The 560-nt window shown below is 47.5% G+C and carries 1 pseudogene; it reads left to right on the forward strand.

Annotation, left to right across the window (positions count from 1 at the left end):
- A pseudogene (locus AAC155_RS24300) lies at positions 1 to 560 on the forward strand (IS5 family transposase); the annotation flags it as partial.

Consider the following 560-nt stretch of genomic DNA (forward strand, 5'->3'; position numbering starts at 1 on the left):
CTGATGAAGCATGGGAGTTACTGCTCCCCTTATTGCCCCCTGAACATTCTCAACGGCCGGGACATCCTTATGTTGAACACCGCCGGGTTATCAACGGCATGTTTTGGGTACTCTGTTCCGGTGCCCCTTGGCGGGATTTACCCGAACGTTATGGTTCCTGGAAAACCGTCTATAACCGCTTTAATCGGTGGTCAAAATCAGGGATCATTAATCTTATTTTCAATAAGTTATTGTCAATACTGGATGAACAAGATTTGGTTGATTGGTCAGCCATATCACTGGATGGCAGTAACATTCGTGCGGCACATTGTGCGGCTGGCGCCCAAAAAAACATCCCGATGTCATCGCAGACCATGGCCTGGGTCGCTCTCAGGGCGGTTATGGTTCCAAAATCCATCTGGCTGTCGATGGAAAAGGCCATCCACTGAATGTAGTACTCAGTGCAGGTCAATGTCACGAAAGTCAATATGCAGTACGCCTGCTGGATGGTCTGGGTATTCAGCGTAAAAATGGTTTTATGAAACGTCGTTCAAAAGCGGTGATTGCTGATAAAGGTTACT

The organism is Photorhabdus sp. HUG-39 (genome assembly GCF_963878365.1).
Classification (GTDB): Bacteria; Pseudomonadota; Gammaproteobacteria; order Enterobacterales; family Enterobacteriaceae; genus Photorhabdus; species Photorhabdus kayaii.